Genomic DNA, 23,866 nt, shown 5'->3' with positions numbered 1-23,866 from the left:
GCGTCACCGGGAGACGGCCGCGGAGGCCGGGGGCGCCGCGCTCCCGTCCGTGAACACCGACACCGCCGCCCGCGCCGCCGACTCCACGAGCGAGATCCCCCGCTCCTTCGTCGTGTTGCCGTTCGAGAGCACCACCACGAGACAGGCGGTGCCGTCCGTGGCGGTCACGCGTCCGATGCTGTTGATGTCCCACAGCCCGGTCGTGGACCGCGGCAGCCAGCCGTTCTTCAGCGCCCACGCCGAGCCGTCCGCCGCGGCCGAGACGCCCCAGTGCTGGTCCGCGGCGATCCGCCCCATCAGCGTCCGGAGATACGTCCGGGACGCCTCGCTCAGCTCCGAGCCGTCCCCGAACACCTGCCGGAGCAGCGTGAGCTGGTCCGCGGCCGTGGTCCGGGTGAGCCCCCACAGCATCCCGTCGCCGCCCTCGGTGCCGGTGAGCCCCAGCCGCTCGTTCGCCGCGTCGAGACCTTCCGCCTCACCGATGAGCCGCCACAGCGCGGACGCGGAGGCGTTGTCGCTGCTCTCGATCATCGCGGTGGCGTACGACTTCTCGGCCGCCGTCAACTGCCGGCCGTCGTCCTGCGCCTGGAGAAGCAGCGCCGCCAGGATGTCGACCTTGACGATGCTGGCCGTGTCGAAGACGCCGTCCCCGTACGTGGCGCTCTCCCCGGAGTCCAGGTCGAGCACGGCCACCGACAGCCCGGCGGCGTCCGGTACGGTCACCGCCGCCATGGCGTCGGCCAGCAGCGCGTCATGGTCCGCCGCCGGCTCCGCCGATGCCTGCGCCACGGGCTCCACCGATGCCTCCCCACCCGCCGTCCCCACGGTCGGCGACGCGCTCGACGATACGGAGGCGGTGCCGGAGTGCGCCCGTGCCTGCACGTACACGGTCCCGCCGGCGGTGGCGCCGACGATCGCCACCGAGGCGAGGGCGGTGGACATCAGCGTGTGCCGGCGGGCGCGGGCGCGGTGGCCGCGACGGGCTCTGGAGGACTCCATGCCCGTGATGCTCGGGGGGCCGACTGTGCGGGCCGTTAGCCGGACGTTAGAGGTGTGTCAGGGATATCTGAGATTTCGGTGAGGGGCGTCACGCGGAGGTTTCCGGGGCCGCACAAGCGCAGCAGCAACACCCCTATAGGGTCGGTGACCGTGGCGAACAAGAACATTCCCGACCCCGGCTTCTCCGACGACGACGGCTCCGCCGACCCCCGGCTGAGCGCGGCGCTCGCCGCCTGGGCCGAGGACCGCACGGCCGTGGGACCGGTCCTGGAGGCCCTCAAGGGCGCCCGGCTGCTCGTCCCCGTGGTGGCGGTGCTCGGCGAGGTCGAGGAGGACGAGAACGGACTGCGCCGCGAGAAGACCAGCGACATGGCCGTCCCCACCCTCAAGGCCGGCCCCCGCACCGCCCTGCCCGCCTTCACCTCCACCGACTCGCTCGCCCGGTGGGACCCCGCCGCCCGCCCCGTGGCCGTACCCCTGCACCAGGCGTTGCAGGCCGCCGCGCACGAGAAGGCGGACACCGTCGTGCTGGACCTGGCCGGACCGGTGCCGTTCGAGCTGACCGGTCCCGCGCTGCTCGCCCTCGCGGAGGGCCGCACGACCACGGACCCGCTGGCCGACCCCGCGGTCCTGGCGGCGGTGCGTGCCGCCGTAGCCGCCGAGGGCGCGGTGGAGCGGGCCTACCTCGGACCCGGTACGGGCGACGGCACCCTCGCCCTGGTCCTCTATCCCGGGATGCCGGAGGACGTGAGCGTCCACGCGGTCGCCCGGCGCCTGGCCGCCGAGGAGACACTGAGGGCCCGCCTGGTGCGCGGCCTCGACCTGGCACTGCTGCCGGCCGGGGCGACGCCTCCGGGCGAGCCCTTGTTCGTGCGGTGAGGTGCGGCGTACGTGCGGCCGGTGAGGGCGGCGGGCGCGGGCCTCGGGGCGCAGGCGCGGTGAGCGACTAGCCGTAGACGGGGCCGGTGTACTTCTCGCCCGGGCCCTGGCCCGGCTCGTCCGGGACGATCGACGCCTCGCGGAAGGCCAGCTGGAGGGACTTCAGACCGTCGCGCAGCGGGGCCGCGTGGAAGGAGCTGATCTCGGTGGCGCTGCCGTCCAGCAGGCCGGCGAGGGCGTGGATCAGCTTGCGGGCCTCGTCGAGGTCCTTGTACTTGTCACCCTCTTCGGTCAGGCCGAGCTTCACCGCGGCGGCGCTCATCAGGTTCACGGCGACCGTCACGATCACCTCGACGGCGGGGACCTCGGCGATGTCGCGGGTCATCTCGTCGAAGTCGGCGGGGGACTCAGGAGGGGTCTCACTCATGTCCCACACGATAGGCCCCGGTGCGGGCCGGTTAGCACCACCCCCGGGTTGCTGCTAACCTTGTGTAACGACCGGCTGGACACTCGCGTGCCCGGCCCACAAGTGGAGGCTCCGATCTCCCACCTGACCGTCCTCCGGGACGGCGGGTCACCCCGGTCAGGCGGCCACCATCGTTCCGTACGGACGATGGAGTCGCCCGAATGTGCGCCCCGCGATCATCGCGGCGGTGCTCCGGCAGTGCTTTGGAGCCCCGTCTTGTGATCGTCCGGGGCATTTTTTGTGCTTCGGCGCGGTTAGGTCTGTCTAGAAGAGACAAACGCGGCTGTCCGCCAGACCGCCGTGTGGTGCTAACCGAGGAGGATCCATCAGCGCCGAGCCCCGCATCAACGACCGGATTCGCGTTCCAGAGGTGCGACTTGTCGGTCCCAGTGGCGAGCAGGTGGGCATCGTCCCGCTGGCCAAGGCACTGGAGCTTGCGCAGGAGTACGACCTGGACCTGGTCGAGGTGGCGGCGACCGCCCGTCCGCCTGTGTGCAAGCTCATGGACTACGGGAAGTTCAAGTACGAGTCGGCCATGAAGGCCCGTGAGGCGCGCAAGAACCAGGCGCACACGGTCATCAAGGAGATGAAGCTCCGGCCGAAGATCGACCCGCACGACTATGACACCAAGAAGGGTCACGTCGTCCGGTTCCTCAAGCAGGGCGACAAGGTCAAGATCACGATCATGTTCCGTGGTCGCGAGCAGTCCCGGCCGGAGCTCGGCTACCGACTGCTGCAGCGGCTCGCGGAGGACGTGGCCGACCTCGGGTTCGTTGAGTCGAACCCGAAGCAGGACGGCCGAAACATGATCATGGTTCTCGGTCCGCACAAGAAGAAGACCGAGGCGATGGCCGAGGCCCGTCAGGCGCAGGAGGCCCGCAAGGCCGAAGCGAAGGCGAACCCCGGCAAGTCGCAGAACGCCGCGGACCCCGACGCCGTCAACGCGGACGCCGAGGACGACGAGGCTCCTGCCGAGGCTCCCGCCGAGGCGTGATCCCGGGGGACGCGAGTCCCACAGGATGTAACCGATACAAGAGCGACGCTCCACCGCGTGCCCGGTTTCACGACCGGGCACCGGAGCGCCACCCAGAGGAGAGAACGGCGCTATGCCGAAGAACAAGTCGCACAGCGGTGCCAGCAAGCGCTTCAAGATCACCGGCTCCGGCAAGGTGCTCCGCGAGCGCGCCGGCAAGCGCCACCTGCTCGAGCACAAGTCGTCCCGCGTGACGCGTCGCCTCACCGGCAACGCCGAGATGGCCCCGGGCGACGCCGCGAAGATCAAGAAGCTTCTCGGCAAGTGACGTACGCGGCGCGTGATCTGTAGAAGATCTCCCCGCGCCGTACGTCTGGACCGGGACCCTATCGATTCCGGGCCGTGTGAGTCCCACCACGGCCCCGCTACAAGGAGTTAAACAAGTGGCACGCGTCAAGCGGGCAGTCAACGCCCACAAGAAGCGCCGGGCGATCCTCGAGGCGGCCTCCGGCTACCGCGGTCAGCGTTCGCGCCTGTACCGCAAGGCCAAGGAGCAGGTCACCCACTCGCTGGTCTACAACTACAACGACCGCAAGAAGCGCAAGGGCGACTTCCGTCAGCTGTGGATCCAGCGCATCAACGCCGCTGCCCGCGCCAACGGCATCACGTACAACCGCTTCATCCAGGGTCTGAAGGCCGCGAACATCGAGGTCGACCGCAAGATCCTGGCCGAGCTGGCCGTGAACGACGCCACCGCGTTCGCCGCGCTGGTCGAGGCCGCGCAGAAGGCGCTGCCGGACGACGTCAACGCCCCCAAGGCGGCCTGACGCCGCGGATGGCCTAGGCCGACGTGACTGTGCGGACCCGCGGGCTGTTGCCCGCGGGTCCGTCGCGTTGAACAGATGGTGAAAGTGAGTCCGATGAGTGCTGCCCCCGAGCTGATCTCCCCCCGTTCCCCCCGTGTCTCCGCCGCCCGGCGGCTCGCGCGGCGGAACTTCCGGGGGAAGGAGCGGCTGTTCCTGGCCGAGGGGCCGCAGGCCGTCCGGGAGGCGGCCGGGCACAAGGACACACTGGTCGAGCTGTTCGCCACGGTCGACGCCGCGGAGCGCTACGCCGACATCATCGGCTCCGTCCGCGGCACCGGAGCGCGGGTCCATCTCGCGTCCGAGGACGTCATCGCCGACATCTCCACCACCGTCACCCCGCAGGGGCTCGTCGGGATCTGCCGCTTCCTCGACACGCCCTTCGAGGAGATCCTCGCCGCCCGGCCCCAGCTGGTCGCGGTGCTCGCGAACGTCCGTGATCCCGGCAACGCCGGGACCGTCCTGCGGTGCGCCGACGCCGCCGGGGCCGAGGCCGTCGTGCTGACCGACGCCTCGGTGGACCTCTACAACCCCAAGGCCGTACGGGCCTCCGTGGGGTCGCTGTTCCATCTGCCGGTCGCCGTCGGGGTGCCCGTCGAGGAGGCGGTCCAGGGGCTCAAGGACGCCGGGGTGCGGATCCTCGCCGCCGACGGGGCCGGGACGGACGACCTCGACGACGAACTCGACCAGGGGACCATGGGCGGGCCCACCGCCTGGGTGTTCGGCAACGAGGCCTGGGGGCTCCCGGAGGAGACCCGCGCGCTCGCCGACGCCGTGGTGCGCGTCCCGATCCACGGAAAGGCCGAGAGCCTGAACCTGGCGACCGCCGCCGCCGTATGTCTCTACGCGTCGGCCCGTGCGCAGCGCGCCCCCGGAGGGTGCCGCTCCGTCACCCGCGGCTGAGCCCGGCCACCGGATCGCCGCCGGGCCACCCTTCGGGCGGACGGCGGGAAACCGGCGGCAGGGGCTAGTAGGGTGACCAGCTCGGGGGCCCCTCAGCCGTCGTGAGAGGTGGGGTACGGGGATGAGTGTCGGCACGAGCAGCGCACCGGGAGCACGGGACGCGCGGCAGGGGGCCGCGCCCGGTCCCGCTGATCCCGCCGGGTCCGGCATCGACCCCGACGTGCTGCCCGACGGACTGGTCGTCGCCGACGAGCACGGCCGGGTCATCTGCTTCAACGCCGCCGCCGAACGCATCACCGCCCTCCCCGCCGCCGAAGCCCTCGGGCAGCGCCTGGACAAGGCCCTGCCGTTGGAGGACCTGGAGGGGCGCCGCTGGTGGCAGGTGACCGATCCCTACGGCGGTCTGGCCATCCGGCGCCGGCAGCCCGAGCGGAACCTGCTCCTGCCCGGCGGCCACGAGGTCCTCGTCTGCGCGCAGTACGTGCGCACCGAACCCACCGGGCCCGTGCACCGCGTCGTCGTCTCCCTCCGGGACACCGAGGCCCGGCGCCGCACCGAACGCAGTCACGCCGAGCTGATCGCCACCGTCGCCCACGAGCTGCGCTCCCCGCTCACCTCCGTCAAGGGCTTCACCGCGACCCTGCTCGCCAAGTGGGAGCGGTTCACCGACGACCAGAAGCGGCTGATGCTGGAGACCGTCGACGCCGACGCCGACCGGGTCACCCGGCTCATCGCCGAGCTGCTGGACATCTCGCGCATCGACTCCGGGCGCCTGGAGGTACGGCGGCAGCCCGTCGACATCGGGGCGGCCGTGGGGCGGCACATCCAGGCGTACGTCGCCGCCGGACAGACCGCCGACCGCTTCCTGCTCCGCATCGAGCAGCCACTGCCCATGCTGTGGGCCGACCCCGACAAGATCGACCAGGTGCTCAGCAACCTCCTGGAAAATGCCGTGCGCCACGGCGAGGGAACGGTCACGATTGACATCACGCCCTCGGCGTCCCCCCGAGAGGGAGAGGACGTCGGCACGTCGGTCACGGTGAGCGACGAGGGGTCCGGCATCCCGGAGGAGTCCATGAACCGCGTCTTCACCCGCTTCTGGCGGGGCAGCAAGCGCGGCGGCACCGGCCTCGGGCTGTACATCGTCAAGGGCATCGTCGAGGCCCACGGCGGCACCATCACCGTCGGCCGCGCCCCCGAGGGCGGCGCCGAGTTCCGATTTACGTTGCCCGTGGCGGCGCCGGCGTATCTCGCCTAGCGGCCCACGGGCGCATACGTACACCCTCACCCCGTTAGACTCGGCCTTTGGCACCTTTGTGTCCTGCACACGGCTTGAGCGCCGGTCACGGGGACCATCCGCCAGCCAATCGGAAGCACGGGAAGAGATGTCGGCACCGAACAAGTCGTACGACCCTGTAGAGGTCGAGGCCCTGAAACCGGAAGAGATCGAGCGCATGCGGGACGAGGCGCTCGCCGCCTTCGCCGCCGCGGACTCCCTCGACGCGCTCCAGGAGGCCAAGGTCGCCCACACCGGCGGCACCTCGCCGCTGGCCCTCGCCAACCGCGAGATCGGAGCCCTGCCCCCGCAGGCCAAGGCCGCCGCCGGAAAGCTCGTCGGACAGGCCCGCGGCGCCGTGAACAAGGCCCTCGCGGGCCGGCAGGCCGAACTGGAGGCCGAGCGCGACGCGCGCGTGCTGGTCGAGGAGTCGGTGGACGTCACGCTGCCGTACGACCGCGTACCGGCCGGCGCCCGCCACCCGCTCACCACGCTGTCGGAGCGCATCGAGGACGTCTTCGTGGCCATGGGCTACGAGGTCGCCGAGGGCCCGCAGGTCGAGGCCGAGTGGTTCAACTTCGACGCGCTCAACATCGGCCCGGACCACCCGGCCCGCGGCGAGGCCGACACCTTCTTCGTGCAGGGCCCCGAGGGCGGCACCGAGTCCGGTGTCGTGCTGCGCACCCACACCTCGCCCGTGCAGATCCGCTCGCTGCTGAGCCGTGAGCTGCCGGTGTACGTGATCTGCCCCGGCGTCGTCTACCGCACCGACGAGCTGGACGCCACGCACACCCCGGTCTTCCGCCAGGTCGAGCTGCTGGCCGTCGACGAGGGCCTGACCATGGCCGACCTCAAGGGCACCATGGACCACATGGTCCAGGCCCTGTTCGGCGAGGGCATGAAGACCCGGCTGCGGCCGAACTTCTTCCCCTTCACCGAGCCGTCCGCCGAGATGGACATGGTGTGCTACGTCTGCCGCGGCGAGTCCGTCGGCAACCCCGACCGCCCCTGTCGCACCTGCTCCTCCGAGGGCTGGATCGAGCTCGGCGGCTGCGGCATGGTCAACCCCAAGGTGCTCACCGCCTGTGGCGTCGACCCGGAGAAGTACAGCGGCTTCGCCTTCGGGTTCGGCATCGAGCGGATGCTGATGTTCCGCCACAACGTCGAAGACATGCGAGACATGGTCGAGGGTGACGTCCGGTTCACCCGGCCGTTCGGGATGGAGATCTGATGCGGGTCCCGCTTTCTTGGCTGCGGGAGTACGTCGACCTGCCGGCGACCGAAACCGGCCGTGACGTCCAGGCCAAGCTCATCTCGGCCGGCCTCGAGGTCGAGACCGTCGAGCACCTCGGCGCCGACCTCAAGGGTCCCCTGGTCGTCGGCCAGGTGCTGACCATCGAGGAGCTGGAGGGCTTCAAGAAGCCCATCCGCTTCTGCACGGTCGACGTCGGCCAGGCCAACGGAACCGGCGAGCCCCAGGAGATCGTCTGCGGCGCCCGGAACTTCGCCGTCGGCGACAAGGTCGTCGTGGTCCTGCCCGGCGCCACCCTGCCGGGCGGCTTCTCGATCTCCGCGCGCAAGACGTACGGCAAGACGTCCCACGGCATGATCTGCTCCGGCGACGAGCTGGGCATGGGCGACGACGGCAGCCACGGCATCATCGTGCTGCCGCCGGAGACCGAGGTCGGCAAGGACGCCATCGAGCTCCTGGAACTGGTCGACGAGGTCCTGGACATCGCCGTCACCGCCAACCGCGGCGACTGCCTGTCCATCCGCGGTGTCGCCCGCGAGACCGCCATCGCCTACGGCCTGCCGCTGCGCGACCCTGCGCTCCTCGACGTCCCCGGCCCGAACGCCTACGGCTACCCGGTCCAGATCTCGGAGCCCCTCGGCTGCGACCGCTTCACCGCCCGCACGGTCAGCGGCCTCAGCCCCGAGGCGCGGTCCCCGCTCTGGCTGACGCGCCGGCTGCAGAAGGTCGGCATGCGCCCGATCTCGCTCGCCGTCGACGTCACCAACTACGTGATGATGGAGCTCGGCCAGCCGCTGCACGCCTACGACCGGAAGCTGGTCCAGGGCACCATCGGGGTGCGCCGGGCCGGTGCGGGCGAGGAGATCGTCACCCTCGACGGGGTGAAGCGGAAGCTGCACGCCGAGGACCTGGTCATCACCGACGACCGCGGTCCGATCGGCCTCGCCGGTGTCATGGGCGGCGCCAACACCGAGATCGCCGACCACGACGCGGACGTGGAGAGCGCCTCGACCGACGTCGTCATCGAGGCCGCGCACTTCGACGCGGTGTCGATCGCGCGTACCGCCCGCCGGCACAAGCTGTCCTCCGAGGCGTCCCGGCGCTTCGAGCGCGGCGTCGACCCGGCGGCCGCCGCCGCGGCCGCCCAGCGCACCGTCGACCTGCTCGTGCTGCTCGCGGGCGGCACCGCCGACGCCGGTGTCACCGAGATCGCCACGCCCTCCGCACCGCACACCATCACCATGCCGGCGAACCACCCGGACAAGGTGGCGGGCGTGGACTACGGCCGCGAGACCGTCGTACGCCGCCTCCAGGAGGTCGGCTGTGACGTGTACGGGCAGGACGAGCTGATCGTCACCGCCCCGTCCTGGCGTCCCGACCTCGCCGAGGTCAACGACCTGGCCGAAGAGGTCATCCGCCTGGAGGGCTACGAGAACCTGCCCTCCACGCTGCCCAAGCCCCCCTCGGGCCGCGGCCTGACCCACCGGCAGCGGTTGCACCGCCGTGTCGGCCGGGCGCTGGCCGGCGCCGGGTACGTCGAGGCGCCGAACTACCCCTTCCTCGGGGAGCAGGTCTTCGACCAGCTCCTGCTGGAGGCCGACGACCCGGCCCGCCGGGTCGTGAGACTGACCAACCCGCTCAACGACGAGGAGCCCGCGCTGCGCACGTCGCTGCTGCCGGGCCTCCTCGGCGCGCTGCGGCGCAACGACGGCCGCGGTTCGCACGACCTGGCGCTCTTCGAGACCGGCCTGGTCTTCCTCCCGCGCGAGGAGCAGCGGGTCGCCGTCTCGCTGCCCGTCGACCGGCGCCCCACGGACGAGGAACTCGCCTCGCTGGACGCCGCGCTGCCCGAGCAGCCCCGGCACGCCGCCGTCGTGCTCGCCGGTGCGCGGGAGCAGGCCGGCTGGTGGGGCAAGGGCCGTCCGGCCAACTGGGCCGACGCGATCGAGGCGGCGCGGGTCGTCGCCCGTGAGGCCGGCGTCGAGCTGGTCGTGCGCGGCGGACAGTACGGGCCGTGGCACCCGGGGCGGTGTGCCGAGCTCGTGGTGGTCGCCGAGGGCGGGGAGAAGGTCGTCGGCCATGCCGGTGAGCTGCACCCGCGCGTACTGAAGGCCTTCGGCCTGCCCGCCCGCACCTGCGCGATGGAGGTGGACCTGGACGCGCTGGAGGCGGTCGGCGACGACACGCCGCAGGCGCCAGGCATCTCCACGTTCCCGGTCGCCACGCAGGATGTGGCGCTGGTCGTGGACCGGTTCGTGCCGCACGCCGACGTGGAGGCCGCGCTGCGTGAGGGCGCGGGCGAACTCCTCGAGGCGATCCGGCTGTTCGACGTGTACGAGAACGCGGAGCAGCTGGGGGACGGCAAGAAGTCGCTCGCGTACGCGCTCCGGTTCCGGGCGGCGGATCGGACGCTGACGGTCGACGAGGCATCGGCTGCCAGGGACGCCGCGGTTGCCCTGGCGGGCGAGCGTACGGGAGCCGTGCTGCGCGGCTGATGTCGTGTGCCGGGTGCGGGTGAGCTGTGGCTGGTCGCGCAGTTCCCCGCGCCCCTTGGGGACGCCTGCGGTCACGTCACTCAATTGAGTGACATTTCCTGGTGATCTGGTCCATCCGGGTCATGCTGTCGACAGAATCGGACCGGCCCTTCGGGGTCGGTCCTTCTGTGCTGTCTGGGCCTATTGGGGGGCCGTCGGCATGATCCGTATCAGGGGTCGGGTTCCCCGCACGATGCTCGCGCTGGGGCTGCCCAGCGCCTGGGGTGCCGTGGCCGTCACCTACAAGCTGACCTGTCCGCTCGCCCAGCAGAACGGCTTCGAGGCGCGCCTTGCGACCAGCGCCGTGTTCTTCGCCGTGGGCACCGGACTCATACTCCACGTCCGGCACGCGCTGCTGCGTGAGTTACGGCAGATCCGGCAGGTCGCCGGTGCCGCGCAGAGCGCCCTGTTGCGGCCGCTGCCGCCCCGCGTCGACGGACTGGCCGTCGCCGCCGCCCAGCTGTCCGCCGATCGCGGCGCCTCGGTAGGGGGCGACCTGTACGAGGTGATCGCCACCGAGCATGGCGTACGGGTCGTCATGGGCGACGTCCGGGGCCACGGACTCACCGCCCTCGGCACGGCCGCCGCCGTGCTCGGCAGCTTCCGTGAGGCGGTGCACGACGAGCCCGAACTCGGCGGTGTGCTGCGCCGGTTGGAGCGCGCGCTGGACAGACACCTGCGTGCGCGGGCCGGGGACGACGACCCGGTCGCCGAGGAGTTCGTCACCGTACTGCTCCTGGAGATCGGCCAGGACGGCGACCTGTACGCGCTGAACTGCGGGCACCCCTGGCCGTACCTGCTGAGCGGCGCACGGGTCGACCCCCTGACCCGAGCGGATCCTCTCCCACCGCTCGGGCCGTTCCCGCTCCCGCCCGAACTGCCGCCCCTGCACTGCGGATACCTCCTCCCCGGCGAGACCCTGGTCCTCCACACGGACGGGGCGGAGGACACGAGAGACGCTCATGGCCGGTTCTTCTCCCTGCCGGGGGCTTTGGCGAAAGCTGCCGGCGGGGCCGCTCAGGCGGTACTCGGTTCGGTCTTCGCAGGCCTGTCGCGCCATGCGGCGAAAACCCCCACGGACGACATCGCCCTACTGGTACTGCGAAACGAGCGGTGCCAGGGGCATGCCTCGGGGGCGCGGGGCTGTATCGACATGCGGCTCCGCCGCGTGGGCGCGACCAGCCGCGATGCACCCGCAGCCGACAACGCACCGTGAACGTGACGGCGTTTGGTCGTTCTCCCGAGAGTCGGCGGCGCCGTCCGCCCCGCCACGGAGTGTCGGGCAGGCAGCTGGGCGGACGGCGGATGCGGGCCGCCGCACTGTACGAGGGGGAGCCGGCGGCCCGGCCGGCCTCTTGCGAGGCATTTCAGTCAACCGGCTGGAAACTCTCCGCGACAGTGCGCGCACGCTACGGATTCGAGCACTCCGTTCACACCCCGTGTGAAGCCACACCTACTACTCTGACTGGCACCGAGCCACCCGGGGGCATATATGCAGCCCAATACTCTGCTCGACGCGATCCTGGACGAGGCGGGGATCTCGCACGCGGGGCTGGCCGCACACGTGAACCAGGCCGGCCGTGCGCGCGGACTCGCACTCCGGTACGAACACACCGCCGTGGCGCGGTGGTTGAAGGGACAGCGCCCTCGCGGCCAGGTCCCCGACCTGATCTGCGAGGTGCTCGCCGCCCGGCTGCGCCGCACGGTCACCCTCGACGACATCGGTCTCGGCGTCCCCGGTGAGCCCGCGACGCCGCACACCACCTCGCTCTCCGGGTTCGTCGAGCGGGCCACCGCCCTGTGGCGCTCCGACGAGCAGCAGCGGCCGCACGTCCTGGGCGCTCCCGCGGTCACCGGCACGCCCGCCGTCATGCCGGTGTGGGAGTGGGAGAACCCGCCCGAGGACGTGGACGTGTCGCGTGGCGGCCGGCACCGGGTCACCGCCGGTGACCTGGAGATGCTGCGGGCCGCCCGCACGCACTACGAGCAGATGTACCGCAAGACCGGCGGCGTGGCGACCCGTACCCGGATCGTCGGCTTCCTCAACGCCGAGGCCGCGCCGCTGCTGCGCGGCAGCTACACCGACGAGATCGGACGCCAACTGCACCGGGCGACCGGCGGCTTGGTGGCGGTCGCGGGGATCTGCGCGTACGACTCCGACGCGCACGGGCTCGCCCAGCGCTACTTCCACCAGGCGCTCAGGCTGGCGAAGGCCAGTGGCGACCGGGGACTTGGCGCGTATGTGATCGCGCTCCTGGTCAACCAGTCGCTGTTCATGCGCGAGCACCGGCAGGCCGTCGCCTTCGCGGAGGCCGCGCTGCGCGCCGCGGGCAAGCACATCACCCCGGCCCTCGCCTCCGACCTGTACGCGATGCAGGCGAAGGCGTACGCGCACCTCGGTGACGGCACGAGCGCGCTGTCCTGCATCCGGCGTGCCGAGCAGGCCGCAGAACGCATCCGGCGGGGATACGAACCCGACGAAACGGGCTATGTCCAGCCGGGACTGGTCAACGTCCAGGTGGCGGAGGCGCTGCTCAGCCTCGGCGAACTGGTGGCGGCGCGCGAGCATGCCGCGCAGGCCGTCGACAACCCCGCCCACGACCGCGGCCGGGTGCACCGGCTCGCCATGCTCAGCACGATCGAGCTGCGCCAGGGCAACGCCGACAAAGCGGTGGCCACGGCGGTGCAGATGGCCGAACAGGCCCGTGGAATGGAGTCCCAGCGCCTGCGCGACAGACTCCGCGCGGTGCGCGAGCACCTGGTCCGCAACGGCTGCGCGGGCACGGCCGAGGCAGCCGAACTGATCGACGGGGCGCTGCGCGTACCGTTGTAAACCCCCCTCCCCTCACTGCGCCGCCGCGGTGAGGGGCCTCTCGGCGTCTGCTGCCGAACTGCTCCTGCTGCGATATTGCCACTTACCTGACGGAAGGTGGCAGAACCGTGCAGTGGACGAAACAGAACGAACAAACCGTGTATGAAAACCGCTGGTTCAGCGTCAACCTCGCGGATGTCGAGCTGCCGGACGGCCGGCATCTCGACCACTTCCTGATACGGCTGCGGCCCGTCGCCGTGGCCACGGTGGTGAACGAGGCCAACGAGGTCCTCCTCCTGTGGCGCCACCGCTTCATCACCGACAGCTGGGGGTGGGAACTGGCCGCGGGCGTCGTCGAGGACGGCGAGGACATCGCGTACGCGGCCGCCAGGGAACTCGAGGAGGAGACCGGCTGGCGACCGGGACCTCTGCGCCACCTCATGAGCGTGGAACCGTCCAACGGCCTCACCGACGCCCGGCACCACATCTACTGGGCCGACGAGGGCGAGTACATCGGGCACCCCGTGGACGACTTCGAGTCGGACCGCCGGGAATGGGTCCCCCTCAAGCTCGTCCCCGACATGGTCGCCCGGGGTGAGGTCCCGGCCGCCAACATGGCGGCCGCGTTACTGCTGCTGCACCATCTCAGGCTCGGGCAGGACGCCTTGCCCTGACATCCCCCACCGCGTCCCGCGCCCGGGGCCTCGCCGGCGGATCACACCGGGGGCGCGGGGTCCGGCACGTACGCCTGCGGCCTGTCCGAGGTGGCCGCCCCTCCGCGTCCGAACTCGCTCGCGGGGGCGTCCACCCCGGCCTCGCGGCCGCGCGCACCGGACCCCGCTCGCCCGCGCCCGAAAGGGGCCGCTTTCACAACCTGCCCTAGTGTCCGATGGCCTGCCAGATCGCCACGATGAGCGCGCCCACGGCTGTCAGTGCCGCGACGGCGGGCAGCGGCCAACGGGAGTGCTCCAGCGCGATGATGCGTGCGCTCAGGTCGTCCAGTTCCTTGTCCGTCTCCTCCGTGCGATGGCTGAGCAGAGCGAGCCCTCCCTCGACGCGCGCATAGGCGACATCGAGTCGGCGGCGTAACTCTGCGAGTTCTCCATGGACCACGGGATGCTCCGGTTCGGCGGTCACGGGTCCGCTCCTTTCCGTAGTCATCACATCCCTTGCATGCGCATGAGGAGTCAACTCCCCTGGTGGGCGCGTGGGGAGAGTGTGCGATGGGCATATGCGTGCCCGGCGCGCACACGGTGTGTGAATACGGCGGGCCCGGCGCTCCGAAGAGTGCCGGGCCCGTGTTCGTCGCACTGTGTCATCGGCACCCTGGAACGGGCACTGTGCACCACGTCGCGTGCTGTCAGCCGTAGGTGTAGAAGCCGGAACCGGTCTTGCGGCCGAGGCGGCCGGCGTCCACCATGCGCTGGAGCAGCGGGGGAGCGGCGTACAGCGGTTCCTTGTACTCCTCGTACATCGAGTGGGCGATGGAGACGATGGTGTCCAGGCCGATCAGATCCGACAGCTTCAGCGGGCCCATCGGGTGGGCGCAGCCCATCTCCATGCCGTTGTCGATGTCCTCGCGGCCGGCGATGCCCGACTCGAACATGCGGATCGCGGAGAGCAGGTACGGCACCAGCAGCGCGTTGACCACGAACCCGGAGCGGTCCTGGGCGCGGATCGCGTGCTTGCCGAGCAGCTTCTCGGCGAAGGCCTGGGCGCGGCTGATCGTGCCCTCGGAGGTGGTGAGCGCGGGGATCAGCTCGACGAGCTGCTGCACCGGGGCGGGGTTGAAGAAGTGGATGCCGATGACGTGGTCGGGGCGCGAGGTGGCGACCGCCAGCTTCACCAGGGGGATGGAGGAGGTGTTGGAGGCGAGGATCGCGTCCGGGCGGGTCACGACCTGGTCCAGGACCTGGAAGATCTCGGTCTTGACCTGCTCGTTCTCGACGACGGCCTCGATGACGAGGTCACGGTCGGCGAACTCGCCGAGGTCGGTGGTGAAGGACAGGCGGGCCAGCGCCGCGTCCCGCTCCTCCTCGCTGATCTTGCCGCGCTCGGCGGCCTTCGCCAGGGAGTTGAGCAGCCGGGTCCGGCCGATCTCCAGGGCCTCGCCGGTGGTCTCGGCGACCTTCACGTCCAGGCCGGAGCGGGCGCACACCTCGGCGATGCCCGCTCCCATCTGGCCGCAGCCCACCACTCCGACGCGCTCGATGTCGGTCACATCGTCCCTTTCGCTGGTCTACGGACGTCGCAGGGTGCCGCGGTCACGGTGCCTGCTCCGTTCGTGCACGTTACTGGAAAGTATCGATGATCGATCGGTCGGGTCGGTGCCGCTCGACGACGGCTCTGCCGCGGGGCGAGGGAAACCCCGGGGGTTCGCACGGGTGTGCGCGCAGGGCTGAGAGGTTCGGCACCTCCCGGAAACCCGCACGTCCGCCTCGGCGATCGCTGACCGGATGTCCGGGCACCCCATGGCAGTCTGAGCCGCGGACAGACGGCGCGCAGGGAGGTACGAGTGAGGATGCATCCAAAGTCACGGCTGTCGCGGCGGGCGTTCACGGTGACCGCCTTCTCGGCGCTCATGGCGGGAGGCGGCGCGGTGGCCGCCGGTGCCGCGGCGGCGGGCGGTTCCAAGCCCCACCGCAGGCGAGCCGCCCGGGAGATGCGGGGCGTGTGGATCGCGACCGTGGCCAACCGGGACTGGCCGTCCCGGAGCGGGCTGAGCGCCGCCCAGCAGCGGGCCGAGCTGATCGCCCACCTCGACAAGGCGGTGGCGGACCGTCTCAACACGGTGATCCTCCAGGTCAGGCCGACCGCGGATGCGCTGTGGCCCTCGCCGTACGAGCCCTGGGCGCAGTACCTCACCGGCACCCAGGGCACATCCCCCGGCTGGGACCCGCTCGGCACGGCGGTACGCGAGGCGCACGCACGGGGCCTGGAACTGCACGCCTGGTTCAACCCGTACCGCGTCTCCAACCAGCCCGACCCGGCCAAGCTCGTCGCCTCGCACCCGGCGCGCCGGCACCCGGACTGGGTGGTGACCTACGGCGGGAAGCTCTACTACAACCCCGGGCTGCCGGAGGTACGCGCCTTCGTGCAGGACGCGATCCTGGACGCGGTGGAGAAGTACCCGGTGGACGCGGTCCACTTCGACGACTACTTCTACCCCTACCCGGTGGCCGGCCAGACCTTCGACGACGACGCGGCCTACGACGAGCACGGCGGCGGCTTCTCCTCCCGGGCGGACTGGCGGCGGGACAACATCGACCGGCTGGTGCGGGAGACCGCGGACCGGATCAAGGAGATCCGGCCGGGCACCCGGTTCGGCATCAGCCCCTTCGGGGTGTGGCGCAACGCCGCCACCGATCCGCTCGGCTCCGCCACGCGCGCGGGGGTGCAGTCGTACGACGACAACTTCGCGGACACCCGCAAGTGGGTCCGGGAGGGCTGGATCGACTACCTGGTGCCGCAGCTCTACTGGAACATCGGTTTCGCGGCCGCCGACTACGCGAAGCTCGTGCCCTGGTGGGCCGAGGTGGCGCGGGGGAGCAGGACGAAGCTGTACGTGGGCGAGGCGCTGTACAAGGCCGGTGACCCGGCGCAGCCCGCCGCCTGGCAGGACCCCGCCGAACTGTCCCGGCACCTCACCCTCGCCAAGGAGCACCCGGAGGTGTGCGGGCATGTGTACTTCGCCGCCAGGGAAGTGACCGCGGACCGGGTCGGCGCCATGGCGCGCGTGGTCGCCGACCACTACCAGCAGCCGGCGAAGCCCTCACGCTGACCTGGGCCGTGCCGGCCTAGGCCTGGTGCATTTCGTCCTTGTGGCGGATCTCGGTGTCGGGGCCGGGTGAGCACACGCCCGTGTGCCCGTCCTCGAAGCGGACGCGGAACGGGGGGTTGCCCTCCTGGCCCATGACCTCGACGATCTCGCCGATCTTGTCGTGCTGTCCGACCACCCTGCCGTGCTGCACAAGCTGGTCGCCCACGGTTGCGCGCATCTGTCGGTCCTCCTCGCCAGGTGCGGGAGCATCGGTCCGTAGCGTTGAGTTTCAGCGTTGGTTTCAGCGTTGAGTTTCAGCGTTGGTTTCAGCGTTGGGTTTACGGCGCGGGGGCCCGGTGGGAACCGGGCGCGTGCGCGCCGCTCAGCCTCGTGCCCGCTGGGTGACGGCGATACAGACGAGCACCGCCGCGGCCGTCAGCGGGGCGGCCGGCGTCAGGTGCTCACCCAGCAGCAGTACCGACCACACCAGTGTGAGCAGGGGCTGGGCCAACTGCAACTGGCTGGCCTTGGGGATGCCGATCGCCGCCATGCCCCGGTACCAGACGACCAGACCGAGGAACTGCGAGCCCGCCGCCACCCACAGCAGCCCGAGCACGCTGTGCGCGGTGAGGTGCGCGGGCTCGTACGACAGAGCCACCGCGGCGGCGGGCGCGGAGAGCGGCAGACACAGCACCAGCGCCCAGCCGATGACCTGCCAGCCCGGCATGACCCCGGCCAGCCGGCCGCCCTCGGTGTAACCGGCCGCGCACACCAGCAGCGCGCCGAAGAGGTACAGGTCGGCCGAGGTCAGGGCGCCGCCGCTCTGCTGCACGGTGAAGGCGAGGACCGCGGCGGCTCCCGCGAGGGCGGCCGTCCAGAAGGTGCGGGACGGGCGGGTGCCCATGCGCAGGGCGGAGAACAGCGCGGTGGTGAGCGGGAGCAGCCCGACCACCACCGCCGCGTGCGAGGTGGTCGACGTCCGCAGCGCGAGGGTGGTGAGCAGCGGGAAGCCGACGACGACACCGCCGGCGACGACGACGAGCCCCGCCCAGTACCGCCGGGCGGGCACCGGGACGTGCAGCGCCAGCAGACAGCCCCCGGCGATCAGCGCGGCGAGGGCGCTGCGTACCGCGACCAGGGACCAGGGACCGAAGCCCTCCAGACCCCAGGCCGTCGCGGGGAAGGTGAGGGAGAACGCGACGACGCCGAGACCGGCCAGCAGGGTGCCGGCAGCGCTGGTGGTTCTGCCGACCGGGGCGGGATCGCTGCCAACCGCTATCGCGATCGGCGTAGTAGCGCTACTCTGTGCTCTCATGCAAGAGCGTAGCAGCGTGGATGAGCTGGCGGAACGGTTGCGGAGCGAACTCAACCGCTACTCTCCCGGTGGAAAGCTGCCGTCGAGCCGGGCCCTGATCGAGCAGTACCGGGTGAGCCCGGTGACCGTCTCGCGGGCACTGGCGCAGCTGGCCGCCGAGGGGCTGGTCGTCACCCGGCCCGGCGCCGGGGTGTTCCGCGCCCGGCCCCGGACCACCGCCGCCCCGGCCGGGGACACCTCCTGGCAGGAGGTGGCGCTCAGCGCGGACGGCGCGGCCGACACCGTCCCGCGCTCGGTGGACGCCGGCGGTGTCCTGGTCTCGCTCACCGAGCCGCCGCCCGGCGTGATCGAATTCACCGGCGGCTACCTCCACCCCTCACTCCAGCCCGAACAGGCGCTCGCCGCGGCACTCTCCCGCGCCGCGCGCCGGCCCGGCGCCTGGGGGCGGCCGCCCATGGAGGGACTCGCGGAACTGCGCTCCTGGTTCGCGCGGGGCATCGGCGGCTCGGTCACGGCGGCGGAGGTGCTGATCGCGGCGGGCGGGCAGTCGGCGCTGACCATCGCGTTGCGCGCACTGGCGCCGCCCGGGGCGCCGGTGCTCGTCGAGTCGCCCACCTACCCGGGGATGCTGGCCATCGCCCGGGCCGCGGGGCTGCGGCCGGTGCCCGTGCCGGTCGACCCGGACGGGGTCAGGCCGGAGCTGCTCGCCGACGCCTTCCGGGCCACCGGCGCCCGGGTCTTCGTGTGCCAGCCGCTCTTCCAGAACCCCACCGGTGCCGTGCTCGCCCCCGAACGCCGGGGCGAGGTGCTGCGCATCGCGCGCGAGGCCGGCGCGTTCGTCGTCGAGGACGACTTCGTACGACGGCTCGTGCACGCGGACGCGGGCGAGCTGCCGCCTCCCCTGGCCGCCGAGGACCCCGACGGGGTCGTGGTCCACGTCTGCTCGCTGACCAAGGCGACCTCGCCCAGCTTCCGGGTGTGCGCGCTCGCGGCCCGAGGCCCGGTGCTGGAGCGGCTGCGGGCCATCCAGGTCGTCGACACCTTCTTCGTCCCCCGCCCCTTGCAGGAGGCGGCGCTCGAACTCGTGGGCTCGGCCGCCTGGCCGCGTCATCTGCGGGCGATCTCCGCGGACCTGAAGACCCGCCGCGACACCATGACCACGGCCCTCGGCCTGGAACTTCCCGAACTCGCCCTCCCGCACGTCCCGTCGGGCGGCTACCACCTGTGGCTGCGCCTGCCGGACGGCGCCGACGAAGCCGCCCTCACCGCCGCCGCCCTCCGCGCGGGCGTGGCCATCACCCCGGGCCGCCCCTACTTCAGCGCGGAACCACCGGCGGGACACGTGCGGTTGAGCTTCGCGGCGGTGGCCGGGACCGGCGAGATCGCGGAGGGGGTACGGCGGTTGCGGGCGGCGGCGGACGAGGCGCTCTAGGTTTCGTCGTCATCGTGCCGCCGGAGGGCGGGCACACCCGGGGCTCCACGCGCGCGCGGAAACCGTTGGCCCGCCGTCCCCCCGCCCTGCGAGGATCCCCGCATGAGCGACCTCGCCGACGGCTACGAGATCTCCGCCGACCCCGACCGCATCGACGCCGCCCGCGTCCACCGCTGGCTTTCCACCGACGCGTACTGGGCGATCGGCCGGTCCCGGGAGAAGCAGGACGGCGCGATCGCGGGGTCGCTCAACTTCGGGGTGTACGACACGGCCTCGGGGGAGCAGGTGGCGTATGCCCGGATCGTCACCGACCGGGCCACCTTCGCCTGGCTCTGCGATGTGTACGTCGATCCGTCCGCGCGCGGCAAGGGGATCGGGACCGCGCTCGTGGAAGCCGTCCGCGAACACCTCAGGCCGTACGGTCTGCGGCGGATCCTGCTCGCCACCCACGACGCGCACGGCGTCTACGAGAAGGCGGGGTTCGCGCCGCTCGCGAACCCGGACCACTGGATGGCCCACCTCTACTGAGTCCCCTCGTTTCGGATGAGTTGTCCGGCAGGTCCCGACCGCGCGGTAAGGTCTCGCCAACCCTGCGTAACTCCTGGGTAACCTCCCTTGACCTGCGCACTTTCTCCGCTCACCATCGCCGCATGGCACTCCGGGTCACATTCGTCGCCGCCGCGCGCAGCACCCCCGTCCTCGCGGAACGCTTCGAGGACGACCAGCCGCTGGACCAGGCCGGCTGGGACGAGGTGCAGCGCGCCGCGGGGGAGTTGCTGCCGCTGGCCGCCGCGGAACTGCGCTACTGCTCGCCGACCCCGCGCAGCCGTGCGACCGGGGACGCCCTCGGCTATGCGCCGCTCGTGCAGCTCGCGCTGCGGGACTGCGACATGGGCCGCTGGCGTGGGCTGACCCTGGGTGAGGCGATGGCACGCGAGCCGGAGGCGGTGGACGCCTGGCTCGCCGACCCACGCGGCACCCCGCACGGCGGGGAGTCGCTGCTGGCCTTCATCGGCCGCGTCGGCGGCTGGCTCGACACCCGGCCGGTGGAGGACGGCGGCCGGATCGTCGCCGTCGCCGAGCCCTCGGTGGTGCGCGCCGCGCTGGTGTACGCGCTGAAGGCGCCGCCGTCGACCTACTGGAACCTCGACGTCCGCCCGCTGTCGACGACCACTGTCACGGGCCGCGGGGGCCGCTGGAACCTGCGTTTCGACGGGGCGCCGACGCAGCCGTTGCGGGCGTAGCGGTCAGCTCGCGCGGGTGTAGTGCGTGGTGAGCACGAGGTCCTTCGCGGGGCCGCCCACCCGCCACACCGACCGCCACCGGTCCTCGTCCAGGACGGTGAACTCGCCGCGGTAGAGGTCCGCCGCGCAGGGGTGGTCGGCGATGTGGTGCCCGCGGCTCAGATCGAGGGTGTGGAAGAAGCGGCCGTCGCCGAAGCACACCTCGGCCTCGGCCGCCGAACTCCCCGGCAGGAAGCGCAGGGTGCGCTCGGCGGGCCGGGGGACACCCTGCCAGACGAAGATGCCGGACTCGTGATGCAGGAGCCCGCCGCCGTCCAGGGGGCGGAAAAGTGTCGTGCCGGAGAACTCCCCGGTGTCCCCGCTCGCCAGATCCCGCACGGCGCGCCCCACCCGCCAGCTCCCGGTCAGGTAGGTCAGCACGTCCGGTACTGGCCAGATCTCACCCATGCCTTCCTCCCCTCCGACACTTTCGGTACCGCGCGACCCGTTGACGCTCGCCGACCCCCTCCCTATCTTGCCGTTCGAAGTGCTGATCAGTGTCTGATATATCGAACAACTCCCCATCGAGCCGCGGAGTATCCATGTCACGCACCCGCTGGAGATTCGGCCTCGCCGCCACCGCCTTCCTGGTGGCCGCCGGTCTTGTGCCGGCTCCCGCCCATGCCGAGGACACCACCGACTACGCGATCACCGTCGACCCCACCGCCAAGGGCGCGAAGATCGACGACACGATGTACGGCGTCTTCTTCGAGGACATCAACCGGGCCGCCGACGGCGGTCTGTACGCCGAGCTCGTACAGAACCGGTCCTTCGAGTACTCCACCGACGACAACGCCTCGTACACGCCCCTCACCTCCTGGAGCGTCGACGGCACCGGAAAGGTCGTGAACGACGACGGCCGGCTCAACACGCGCAACCGCACCTACCTCTCCCTGGGCGCCGGTTCGGCCGTGACGAACGCCGGGTACAACACCGGTGTCCCGGTCGAGGAGGGCAAGACGTACGACTTCTCGGTGTGGGCCCGCGCCGAGGGCGGCACGACCCTCACGGTCTCGCTCCAGGACGCCGCCGGCTCCCTCGCCACCGCCCGCCGGGTGGCCGTCACGAAGAGCGGCTGGGCCAAGTACCGGGCCACCCTCACCGCGACCCGGACCAGCAGCGACGGGCGGCTGACCGTGGCCTCCTCGGGCGCGGTCGCCCTGGACATGGTGTCCCTCTTCCCCCGGGACACCTACAAGCACCAGGCCAACGGCCTGCGCAAGGACCTCGCCGAGAAGATCGCCGCCCTGCACCCGGGCTTCGTGCGCTTCCCCGGCGGCTGCCTGGTCAACACCGGCTCGATGGAGGACTACAGCGAGGCCTCCGGCTGGCAGCGCAAGCGCTCCTACCAGTGGAAGGACACCGTCGGCCCGGTCGAGGAGCGTGCCACCAACTCCAACTTCTGGGGCTACAACCAGAGTTACGGCCTCGGCTACTACGAGTACTTCCGCTTCTCCGAGGACATCGGCGCCATGCCGCTGCCCGTCGTCCCCGCTCTGGTCACCGGCTGCGGCCAGAACAAGGCCGTCGACGACGAGGCGCTGCTCGAGCGGCACATCCAGGACACCCTCGACCTCATCGAGTTCGCCAACGGTCCGGCGACCTCGAAGTGGGGCAAGGTGCGCGCCCGGATGGGCCACCCCAAGCCCTTCCACCTCACCCACCTCGAGGTCGGCAACGAGGAGAACCTGCCGGAGGCGTTCTTCGCCCGGTTCACGCGGTTCCGCGCCGCCATCGAGGCGAAGTACCCGAACATCACCGTGATCTCCAACGCCGGCCCCGACGACGCGGGCTCGACCTTCGACACGGCCTGGAAGCTCAACAGGGACGCCGACGTCGACATGGTCGACGAGCACTACTACAACAGCACGCAGTGGTTCCTGCAGAACAACGACCGCTACGACTCCTACGACCGACAGGGCCCGAAGGTCTTCCTCGGCGAGTACGCCTCCTGGGGCAACGCCTTCAAGAACGGCCTCGCCGAAGCGGCCTTCATGACCGGCCTGGAGCGCAACGCGGACGTCGTCAAACTCGCGTCCTACGCACCGCTGTTCGCCAACGAGGACTACGTCCAGTGGCAGCCGGACCTGGTCTGGTTCAACAACCACGCCTCCTGGAACTCCGCCAACTACGAGGTCCAGAAGCTGTTCATGACCAACGTCGGCGACCGCGTGGTGCCCTCCACGGCCACCGGGACCCCGTCGCTGACCGGCCCCATCAAGGGTGCCGTCGGCCTGTCGACCTGGGCGACCACGGCCGCCTACGACGACGTCCAGGTCACGGACGCGGACGGCAACTCCCTGCTGAGCGACGACTTCTCCGGTGACGCCTCGCGGTGGACGCACACCGGCGGCGGCAGCTGGAGCGTCCAGGACGGGCAGTACGTGCAGAGCGACGTGGCCGCCGAGAACACCATGGTGTCGGCGGGCGACACCAACTGGCACGACTACGACCTGAAGGTGAAGGCCACCAAGAAGTCCGGCAAGGAAGGCTTCCTCGTCGCGTTCGGCGTCAAGGACACCGGCACCTACTACTGGTGGAACCTGGGCGGCTGGAACAACACCCAGTCCGCCGTCGAGCAGGCCGTGGACGGCGGCAAGTCCACGCTGATCTCCAAGGCCGGCACGATCGAGACGGGCCGTACCTACGACATCGAGGTGAAGGTGCGCGGCCGCCAGGTCACCCTGTACCTCGACGGCCAGGAGTGGGGCAGCTTCACCGACGACAAGCCCGCCGAGCCGTTCCGGCAGGTCGTCACGCGGGACAAGAAGACCGGCGAACTGATCGTCAAGGTCGTCAACGCCCAGCCCACCGCGGCCCGCACCGCGATCGACCTCGGCGGCGCCAAGGTCGCCCCCAGGGCCCGGGTCACCACGCTGACCGCTGACCCGGACGCGGTGAACTCGCAGACCGAGACGCCGGTCGCCCCGGTCCGGTCCACGTTCGACGGGGTCGCGAGCGAGTTCTCGTACACCTTCCCGGCGAACTCGATCACGTTCCTGAGAATCCGGCAGAGGTAGTTCCTCACTGCGCGCCGGTGCCATGAGTGCACCGGCGCGCAGCGTGCCGGGCCGGCAGCGAGGCCCATCGGTGGGCGCCGCACTTCTCCGGCACCGCAC

At 71.4% G+C, this 23,866-nt stretch carries 21 protein-coding genes and 2 pseudogenes; 16 read left to right on the top strand and 7 right to left on the bottom strand.

Going from position 1 to position 23,866, the window contains the following annotated elements; genetic code table 11:
• Positions 1-3 precede the first annotated feature (3 nt).
• Positions 4-999 carry a serine hydrolase gene (locus ACZ56U_RS29145; RefSeq protein ID WP_469086933.1) on the bottom strand — a complete coding sequence of 332 codons (996 nt, stop codon included), beginning with the start codon at positions 997-999 and terminating at the stop codon, positions 4-6.
• 150 nt (positions 1,000-1,149) lie between these two features.
• Here ACZ56U_RS29145 and ACZ56U_RS29140 point away from each other — a divergent pair, with 150 nt between their 5' ends.
• Positions 1,150-1,878 (top strand): SseB family protein, encoded by a 729-nt coding sequence (locus tag ACZ56U_RS29140; protein WP_469086932.1) that lies wholly within the window; start codon positions 1,150-1,152, stop codon positions 1,876-1,878.
• A 67-nt stretch (positions 1,879-1,945) separates the two neighbouring features.
• Here the strand turns inward: ACZ56U_RS29140 and ACZ56U_RS29135 are convergent, their stop codons facing one another.
• Positions 1,946-2,305 (bottom strand): DUF1844 domain-containing protein, encoded by a 360-nt coding sequence (locus ACZ56U_RS29135; RefSeq protein WP_469086931.1) that lies wholly within the window; start codon positions 2,303-2,305, stop codon positions 1,946-1,948.
• A 339-nt stretch (positions 2,306-2,644) separates the two neighbouring features.
• On the opposite strand from ACZ56U_RS29135, the pseudogene infC reads away from it, so the two are divergent.
• The 10 genes and pseudogenes from infC (at position 2,645) to ACZ56U_RS29085 (ending at position 13,631) form a co-directional block, all read left to right on the top strand.
• A pseudogene (gene infC, locus ACZ56U_RS29130) lies at positions 2,645-3,338 on the top strand (translation initiation factor IF-3).
• A 112-nt stretch (positions 3,339-3,450) separates the two neighbouring features.
• On the top strand, positions 3,451-3,645 hold the full coding sequence (gene rpmI / locus ACZ56U_RS29125) for a 50S ribosomal protein L35 (protein ID WP_003977225.1): 195 nt from the start codon (positions 3,451-3,453) through the stop codon (positions 3,643-3,645).
• A gap of 115 nt (positions 3,646-3,760) precedes the next feature.
• A complete protein-coding gene (gene rplT, locus ACZ56U_RS29120; protein ID WP_391242043.1) occupies positions 3,761-4,144 on the top strand; it encodes a 50S ribosomal protein L20 in 384 nt (127 codons plus the stop codon).
• 93 nt (positions 4,145-4,237) lie between these two features.
• Positions 4,238-5,083, top strand: a complete 846-nt coding sequence (locus ACZ56U_RS29115) for a TrmH family RNA methyltransferase (protein WP_469086930.1) — start codon at positions 4,238-4,240, stop codon at positions 5,081-5,083.
• A 121-nt stretch (positions 5,084-5,204) separates the two neighbouring features.
• Positions 5,205-6,341, top strand: coding sequence for a sensor histidine kinase (locus ACZ56U_RS29110; RefSeq protein ID WP_469086929.1), 1,137 nt, complete (start codon positions 5,205-5,207; stop codon positions 6,339-6,341).
• A gap of 127 nt (positions 6,342-6,468) precedes the next feature.
• Positions 6,469-7,590: a phenylalanine--tRNA ligase subunit alpha gene (pheS, locus tag ACZ56U_RS29105; RefSeq protein ID WP_391242052.1), complete on the top strand. Its 1,122-nt coding sequence runs from the start codon at positions 6,469-6,471 to the stop codon at positions 7,588-7,590.
• Entirely contained in the window at positions 7,590-10,106 is a 2,517-nt protein-coding gene (gene pheT / locus ACZ56U_RS29100; protein ID WP_469086928.1) for a phenylalanine--tRNA ligase subunit beta, read from the top strand. The genes pheS and pheT overlap by 1 nt, the downstream gene beginning before the upstream one ends.
• A gap of 199 nt (positions 10,107-10,305) precedes the next feature.
• Positions 10,306-11,356: pseudogene (locus tag ACZ56U_RS29095) on the top strand (PP2C family protein-serine/threonine phosphatase); the annotation flags it as partial.
• Between the two features lie 281 nt (positions 11,357-11,637).
• Positions 11,638-12,978, top strand: coding sequence for a transcriptional regulator (locus ACZ56U_RS29090; RefSeq protein ID WP_391242062.1), 1,341 nt, complete (start codon positions 11,638-11,640; stop codon positions 12,976-12,978).
• Positions 12,979-13,085: 107 nt separating this feature from the next.
• Entirely contained in the window at positions 13,086-13,631 is a 546-nt protein-coding gene (locus ACZ56U_RS29085) for an NUDIX hydrolase (protein ID WP_469086927.1), read from the top strand.
• 205 nt (positions 13,632-13,836) lie between these two features.
• On the opposite strand, the gene ACZ56U_RS29080 is transcribed toward ACZ56U_RS29085, so the two are convergent.
• A complete protein-coding gene (locus ACZ56U_RS29080; protein WP_469086926.1) occupies positions 13,837-14,094 on the bottom strand; it encodes a hypothetical protein in 258 nt (85 codons plus the stop codon).
• Between the two features lie 223 nt (positions 14,095-14,317).
• Entirely contained in the window at positions 14,318-15,178 is an 861-nt protein-coding gene (locus ACZ56U_RS29075) for a 3-hydroxybutyryl-CoA dehydrogenase (RefSeq protein WP_469086925.1), read from the bottom strand.
• A 300-nt stretch (positions 15,179-15,478) separates the two neighbouring features.
• On the opposite strand from ACZ56U_RS29075, the gene ACZ56U_RS29070 reads away from it, so the two are divergent.
• Positions 15,479-16,738 carry a glycoside hydrolase family 10-like protein gene (locus ACZ56U_RS29070; protein WP_469086989.1) on the top strand — a complete coding sequence of 420 codons (1,260 nt, stop codon included), beginning with the start codon at positions 15,479-15,481 and terminating at the stop codon, positions 16,736-16,738.
• 16 nt (positions 16,739-16,754) lie between these two features.
• Here the strand turns inward: ACZ56U_RS29070 and ACZ56U_RS29065 are convergent, their stop codons facing one another.
• The gene (locus ACZ56U_RS29065; RefSeq protein WP_469086924.1) at positions 16,755-16,955 is read right to left on the bottom strand and encodes a DUF1918 domain-containing protein; all 201 of its coding nucleotides are present in this window, start codon (positions 16,953-16,955) and stop codon (positions 16,755-16,757) included.
• Between the two features lie 144 nt (positions 16,956-17,099).
• On the bottom strand, positions 17,100-18,032 hold the full coding sequence (locus ACZ56U_RS29060) for a DMT family transporter (protein WP_469086923.1): 933 nt from the start codon (positions 18,030-18,032) through the stop codon (positions 17,100-17,102).
• Here ACZ56U_RS29060 and ACZ56U_RS29055 point away from each other — a divergent pair.
• From ACZ56U_RS29055 to ACZ56U_RS29045, 3 genes are all read left to right on the top strand, one after another.
• Positions 18,031-19,464: an aminotransferase-like domain-containing protein gene (locus tag ACZ56U_RS29055; protein WP_469086922.1), complete on the top strand. Its 1,434-nt coding sequence runs from the start codon at positions 18,031-18,033 to the stop codon at positions 19,462-19,464. The two genes, ACZ56U_RS29060 and ACZ56U_RS29055, sit on opposite strands and share 2 nt — an antisense overlap.
• 102 nt (positions 19,465-19,566) lie before the next feature.
• Complete coding sequence (locus ACZ56U_RS29050; RefSeq protein WP_469086921.1) at positions 19,567-19,992, top strand: GNAT family N-acetyltransferase; 426 nt, start codon at positions 19,567-19,569, stop codon at positions 19,990-19,992.
• 122 nt (positions 19,993-20,114) lie between these two features.
• Positions 20,115-20,708 (top strand): histidine phosphatase family protein, encoded by a 594-nt coding sequence (locus ACZ56U_RS29045; RefSeq protein WP_469086920.1) that lies wholly within the window; start codon positions 20,115-20,117, stop codon positions 20,706-20,708.
• A 3-nt stretch (positions 20,709-20,711) separates the two neighbouring features.
• Here ACZ56U_RS29045 and ACZ56U_RS29040 read toward each other — a convergent pair whose 3' ends face one another.
• On the bottom strand, positions 20,712-21,155 hold the full coding sequence (locus ACZ56U_RS29040; protein WP_469086919.1) for a DUF6314 family protein: 444 nt from the start codon (positions 21,153-21,155) through the stop codon (positions 20,712-20,714).
• Between the two features lie 134 nt (positions 21,156-21,289).
• Here ACZ56U_RS29040 and ACZ56U_RS29035 point away from each other — a divergent pair, with 134 nt between their 5' ends.
• The gene (locus ACZ56U_RS29035; RefSeq protein WP_469086918.1) at positions 21,290-23,767 is read left to right on the top strand and encodes an alpha-L-arabinofuranosidase C-terminal domain-containing protein; all 2,478 of its coding nucleotides are present in this window, start codon (positions 21,290-21,292) and stop codon (positions 23,765-23,767) included.
• Positions 23,768-23,866 lie beyond the last annotated feature (99 nt).

The organism is Streptomyces sp. NPDC034103 (assembly GCF_055575395.1).
This window is presented reverse-complemented; position numbering and strand designations above follow the sequence as displayed.